The sequence below is a fragment of the Paraburkholderia sp. BR14374 genome, from assembly GCF_040948685.1.
GTDB classification, from domain to species: domain Bacteria; phylum Pseudomonadota; class Gammaproteobacteria; order Burkholderiales; family Burkholderiaceae; genus Paraburkholderia; species Paraburkholderia youngii.
This window is the reverse complement of record NZ_JBFPKF010000065.1, coordinates 1-5,820: the sequence shown is the minus strand read 5'-3', so window position 1 is coordinate 5,820 and position 5,820 is coordinate 1. Positions and strand designations below refer to the sequence as shown.

The window sequence follows — 5,820 nt, the reverse complement described above, 5'->3', positions numbered from 1 at the left end:
ACCTTTACGGCTACCGGGCCTCTGTGTTGGCTCTGACAAAATGGTGTCCACCACTTCGAAAATGATGGACATCACTTTGATGCCGATACTTGCGGCCGTCTACAACGGCCACCGCGAGCCGCTTACGGTTGAAGAAGAGCGCAGGATTGTCCTGGCAGACCCGCCTGCAAGACTTTACAGGTTCGACATTGCGTGATTCACATGGCGCATTGCAACGGCAGCACTGGCTAAACGGATTGCCTAGCCGCGCAGCGGCGATCCGGTCTCAATGCGGCCACGAACACACATTCGACTCCAGCGCCTGGATTACTGACAATTCCCAAATTCGAAAGATGGAGGGGTGGTCCCAGTCCTGGTAGTTGGATGCATCATATGAAATGACTCGACGGGCAATGTGAGTGTGTGCGACGAGACCCGGGGGTCATGATTGGAAAGCAACGCACGAACTCCAAGCTGTTGATCTGCCGTACTGCCTTACCAGTCCATTCGTGTTCTCGGCCGACCCACGCTACCAGGGACGGTGTGGGTCACAGAAGTAGTCGGCAATGTCAGTGGCAACAGTAAAGCGTTTGTGGCTGGCCATCTCAGTGCCGCGATCCCATGTTAGCGATTTGTAGAGCGCCTGCGGCAATTTGCAGGCATGTTTGATGAGAGCATTGGCAACCGCCTCGCTGTCCTTGCTGACAATCTTCACAGCATGACATAGCGTGTCTGGCGCTCGACGAGCGTCGCAATCTGGCTGCTGCCGCTGCCGCAAAGCAAGTCACCTCCCCAATGTCCCGGCACTGCGCGGTCCTCAACGGTGGCTGCACGTTCGCTGATCGACACCGTGTCGCGGATCCTGCCGTGGTCGCCCGTCTTCTGCGTGTAATGGCGGGAACCGCATGACCCGCGTACGCCGTAGATGTTCCAGCGATTCCTTCTTCAAGGCACCACGGGCCTGGATGAAGAGACTGCGGTAGATGGTCTCGTGTGACACGTGGTAATCCTCGTTGTCCGGGTACGCGCGTGTCTGTATCAGAGGCCGGAGGTATCGCGCATCGGACCGTCTGCGGTGCGAGGATTACGCCGATTCAGCATTGCCGCGCAGCATAGTTCGTCGACATGACGAAGCGCCGCAATGACATATGTAACGGGTACGAATGTCGTCGGTGAGCACACCGTCAACTGACAGGCGATAGTCAATGAAGAGTTCATGGCCGGGTGCGATAGCGGTGAGGGCATGAATGAACACCCGCGCGCCCGTCTCGATCGCTTCGCAGTTGGGGGAGCAGGCGTGATTTAGAAATCGGGCGCTGTTGCCTCCACGGCTGCCGTCGATCACACGCCCATCGGATAGGCCGAACACGAACGTGTGACCAGCCCCGGAACGTTGGCGGCCGGCGGCGCGCCGCCAACTGGTCAACTCCCCCTTGTACTCGATGACCCGTTCGCCTGCAGCAATCGGCTGTAGGGCGAACAGTCCCATGCCATGTACGGGAGAACGTCGTGCGGTGATGCGGCGCAATCGCATAGTCTGACTTCCTTCGGGTGCGTCGGTCGTTGTGCGTGAAGTGTTGGGGCGTTGTGAGCATATCGCCACGGTCGTTGCCATTCAATGTCTTCTGCGCGAAATTGCAACTAACAGTCAGGGCCGCCCACTTTGACAGTTGGGCGCCATTGCGCCCGGGCATCGACAGATCGAGCACGAGCACGTGCGCATGCGTACGCCACCGGGGATGCGCCGTTCAATGACTGGGTCGTTCTCGACTGTCTCGGTTGCAAATGCGCTGTTCCACACGGACCTCGACGCCAATCCGCATGGGTTTGCGGGCCTGCGACATGCGCACGACGCTCAGCGAGCCGGCAAATGACCGCCGCATCAACTTTCGGAGGACCAGTTGGCACAACAGCAATACGAATCGTGCATACAGGCCTGTGACGCATGCGCAGCCGCTTGCGCCCATTGCGCAATGGCCTGCCTTACCGAACAGAACGTGGCTGAGATGGCGGCATGCATCAAGTCGGATATGGACTGCGCGGACATTTGCCAGTTCGCGTCTGCTGTCATGGCTCGTGGTAGCAGTCGCGCGAAGGAAGTTTGCTTGTTGTGCGCGCCGATCTGCGACGCCTACGCATATGAGTGCGAGAAGCATCAGCACGAACACTGCAAACAGCGCGCGAAAGCCTGTCGGCGTTGCTCCGAAGAATGTCGGACTATGGGGCAATGAGACGTTAGCTCGTTCGCAGGTTGCCGGCGGACGAGACGATGCGGGCCAGCCCGACGCATGAGCTGGCTCCGGCATACAGCTCTGACGGATGAAGCGGTTCCGACAGGGTTCGCAACGAAGAAGGGGCGTTGTGTCATCTTCCTTCCGGGGCGGTGTCAGCAGACTTGACGTTGTTACTCGGCGCTATCCGCCATACGGCGTTGCCGACGTCGTCAGCAACGAGCAGGGCACCGTGCGTGTCTAGTGCGACGCCAACGGGTCGACCCACGGCGTAGCCGTCCGCTGTCAGAAAGCCGCTCAGGAAGTCTTCAGGTACACCGGCAGGTTTTCCATCGACAAATGGCACGAACACGACTTTGTACCCGGAACGCGGTTTACGATTCCACGATCCGTGCTGGCCAACAAATGCGCCGCCACGATAATGAGGCGGGAACAGCGAGCGGTCGTAAAACACCAGACCTAGCGAAGCCGTATGGTTGCCGAGCGCATAGTCAGGCGCGATGGCCTTCGCTACCATATCGGGGCGTTGCGGCTTGACGCGGGTGTCGATGTGCTGGCCGTAATAGCTATATGGAAAACCGTAGAACGCCCCGTCTTTTACGTCGGTCATGTAATCCGGAACGAGGTTGTTGCCGAGATCGTCCCGCTCGTTGACCGCTGTCCACAGCGCGCCGCTGTCCGGTTGCCAGGAAAGCCCGTTGGGGTTACGCAACCCTGTCGCGTACGGCCGCAAGCGCCCACTGTCCACGTCGAACTTAAGGATTCGCGCGCGGCCTTCTTCGTCGACTCCATTTTCCCCTGCGTTACTGTTCGATCCCACTGTAATGTATAGGTGCTTGCCGGAGCGATCGGCGAGGATATTCTTGGTCCAGTGATGGTTGATCGGGCCGGCCGGCAACTCGGCAACTTTGACGCCGGGGCTCGTGATCTGGGTGACGCCCCTCACATAGTCGAAGCGCAGCAGAGCGTCCGTATCGGCAACATAGAGTTGATTGCCAATCAGCGCCATCCCGAACGGAGAGTGCAGGTGTCGAAAAAGATGGTCTGCGTTGTCGCGACACCGCTGTCGTCCCCGCCGCGCAATAGCACAATGCGATCGGGGCTTGGCACACCGGCGCCGGCATGCTTCATGACCTGTTTTCTGATCCAGCCGAACGGGCCGCTGCCTTCATCGTGTTCCTGTGGCGCGTCGGTCTCCGCTACCAGTATGTCGCCATTGGGCAGCGTGTAAAGCCAGCGCGGGTGCGCGAGGGCACCGGCAAACTTGGTGACCAAAAAGCCGTCGGGAGCCGTGGGCGTGAAACCGTCGGGGCGCGCCTGAATCGTCGCGATGTTAACCATTGGAACCAACGACGATTCCGGAGGCGGCATGGCGGGCGACGTGCCGAAGCCCCCATCAATTGGACCTGATGGTTCGATCGCGCAAGAGGCTAGCGGTAAAACCATTGAAACAGCGAGGTGATGCAACAGGCGCATGTCAATCCCGAACGATGAGTGTCGATTGGTGCATTCTGCGAAGAACAGCAAGAAGCCGGCCTGCGGCGTTGCCGTTCGAGATCCCCTGCAGAGCGTGGACGGACGGCTCGACGACTGCCTGTGTTTGCGGAGCCGACGTTCGCGCACATTGGATCGAGCGGCTGTATTGGGTCCGACAGTACGCATTCGTGAAACTAGGTAGCGGGCGTTCGCCGCAGTTCCTCGAGGAACGCCCGGTGAGCAGCCGTAAACGGGCTTGTCAGAGTCGACACACGAGCGTCAGTTGTGGCCGAACTATGCGTCCTTAGGACGCGGGGCTGGATGACCGTAACGCCGCGAATAGCCGCCGGTAAAGCGGAAACATACACATGACGGCGGAGGGGAGGGCGCCTGTCGTTCCGCAATGCGCCAAAAAAAATCGCGATCAGGTCGTCTGCAGCGCCAAGAGGCCAAGCTCAAATATCGGGGCGCGCAGTGTCTGAATCAGATGCCGAAGACATTGCGCATGGGACCGTCTGCGCTGCGGCGGGTTTACGCTGACGCAGCATTGCTGACCAACATGGTTCGACGACATCCCGATGGGCGGTAAATGGCACGTGTACTGCCAATGCCGGAGCGTTGGTGTGGGGCGGTGCGCCGCCGGAAGTTGGATCAAAAAGCGCCGAACAGACGATCAAGCGCGGCACTGATCCGTTCCTGATCATTTTTGAGCGTGCCAATTGCCGGACCCAGATCCCCTGTCCTGAACGCGCCGAGCAATGGCGTTTCCAGTACGAACTGTTCTCCCTCAAGTTCGAATATGGGCGAGAGATCCTGCGCAACCTTGCTTGCCGTGTAGTTGCCGGTCACTCGTGTCAAGGGAATGACGACACGCGATATGAGGTTGCCGAGATGGTCACTCTGCACGTCCAGCAGAAACGGTGAGATAGCTTTCGATCTTGACGAAGGATTTTTGTAAAGGTCAAAACGCGCCATCAAAACATCCGGTGCTCTTCGAGGGGCAAGCCATCGCGCTCGATACGCGCATTCATTTCCGCGATGAAATCAGCGTTCTTTTCCTCCCAGGCGCGAGCCTCGGCTGCTTGAACTTCTTCGCGCAAGCCGCGTTCGCTTGCGCGCGAAACGTTGACTTTCAATTCCTTGGCGCGTACGAGGAGATCTGTCGGAAGCGAAACGTTGGTAGGTTTGCGCGTTGTCGTTGCCGGGGCATGCGCTTTAGCGACACGTTTCGTGGCGTCCGGCCGCCCCACAGTTGTATTGATCATGAGCGTTTCCTACGTGCATGAATCATGCGCATAGTATGCCATGCTTCGCGCCAGCCGCAAAATTCTGGACCAGCCGTCAGTTCCAGCAATAGGGTGTACGTTTTTGTTCTGACGTACGTCAAAGGCGCACGGGTCGATAAAGCGTTCACGCATGGTTCATGAAGCGGGCGCTATTGCCACCACGGCTGCCGTAGATCACACGTCCGTCAGACAGGCCGAACACGAACGTGTGGCCAGCTTCGGCGGCGTGTCGCCAGCCGGGCAATTCCCCTGTACTCGATGACCCGTTGCCCCCGGGGATCCGCTTTAGCGCGAACAGTCCCATGCAATGTGCGGCGAAGTGTCAGGCGTTGCAAGCACATCGCCACGGTCGCTGCAATTCAATGTCTGCAGTTCAGACGTGCAACTAACGGTCCCAGTCTTCCAACCTCCTGCTCGGGCTTCGCCCCAAAACCAGCTCACAAAAAAGCGACGGCGCCGGCTTGCCCTCGCGGCGGGATGCACGTGCTTGGCAACGGCTAGGATGCTTCCATCAAAGCGACTTCACTTGTGAGCCGCGAACCCGCCGCTCAACTGACCGCAGACCAGCTGAGCGCGCTATCGGAGTCGATTCCGGGATGTGAGGTGAAGGACGCGTGAGCCGCCCCGGGTTTTCCGGAGACCGTTTTGCTTGCGTCATGCCACAGTGACAGACTCAGCGAGATTTGCATAGTAAGCGGCTTCTGCCTCGGCAGGTGGAATGTTGCCGATGGGGCCGAAGAGCCGACGATTGTTGAACCAGTCCACCCATTCGAGCGTCGCCATTTCAACGGCCTGCAGATTGCGCCACGGTCCGAGGTGATGGATCACCTCTGCCTTGTACAAGCCGT

The 5,820-nt window shown here is 59.1% G+C and carries 5 protein-coding genes and 3 pseudogenes; 2 read left to right on the top strand and 6 right to left on the bottom strand.

Going from position 1 to position 5,820, the window contains the following annotated elements; translation table 11 throughout:
* Positions 1-196: hypothetical protein (locus AB3X86_RS37630; RefSeq protein WP_368599838.1), on the top strand; the 196-nt coding region annotated here is incomplete at its 5' end.
* Between the two features lie 315 nt (positions 197-511).
* Here AB3X86_RS37630 and AB3X86_RS37625 read toward each other — a convergent pair.
* Positions 512-1,003: pseudogene (locus AB3X86_RS37625) on the bottom strand (IS30 family transposase); the annotation flags it as partial.
* A gap of 60 nt (positions 1,004-1,063) precedes the next feature.
* On the bottom strand, positions 1,064-1,513 hold the full coding sequence (locus tag AB3X86_RS37620; RefSeq protein ID WP_184228276.1) for an SET domain-containing protein: 450 nt from the start codon (positions 1,511-1,513) through the stop codon (positions 1,064-1,066).
* A gap of 367 nt (positions 1,514-1,880) precedes the next feature.
* Here AB3X86_RS37620 and AB3X86_RS37615 point away from each other — a divergent pair, with 367 nt between their 5' ends.
* Positions 1,881-2,210 (top strand): four-helix bundle copper-binding protein, encoded by a 330-nt coding sequence (locus AB3X86_RS37615; RefSeq protein WP_368599837.1) that lies wholly within the window; start codon positions 1,881-1,883, stop codon positions 2,208-2,210.
* A 133-nt stretch (positions 2,211-2,343) separates the two neighbouring features.
* On the opposite strand, the pseudogene AB3X86_RS37610 reads toward AB3X86_RS37615, so the two are convergent.
* From AB3X86_RS37610 to AB3X86_RS37595, 4 genes and pseudogenes are all read right to left on the bottom strand, one after another.
* Positions 2,344-3,686 (bottom strand): annotated as a pseudogene (locus AB3X86_RS37610) (sorbosone dehydrogenase family protein).
* A gap of 651 nt (positions 3,687-4,337) precedes the next feature.
* The gene (locus AB3X86_RS37605) at positions 4,338-4,661 is read right to left on the bottom strand and encodes a CcdB family protein (RefSeq protein ID WP_368587800.1); all 324 of its coding nucleotides are present in this window, start codon (positions 4,659-4,661) and stop codon (positions 4,338-4,340) included.
* Positions 4,661-4,951 (bottom strand): type II toxin-antitoxin system CcdA family antitoxin, encoded by a 291-nt coding sequence (locus AB3X86_RS37600; protein ID WP_368587799.1) that lies wholly within the window; start codon positions 4,949-4,951, stop codon positions 4,661-4,663. The genes AB3X86_RS37605 and AB3X86_RS37600 overlap by 1 nt, the downstream gene beginning before the upstream one ends.
* Positions 4,952-5,626: 675 nt before the next feature.
* Positions 5,627-5,820, bottom strand: a pseudogene (locus AB3X86_RS37595) (IS3 family transposase); the annotation flags it as partial.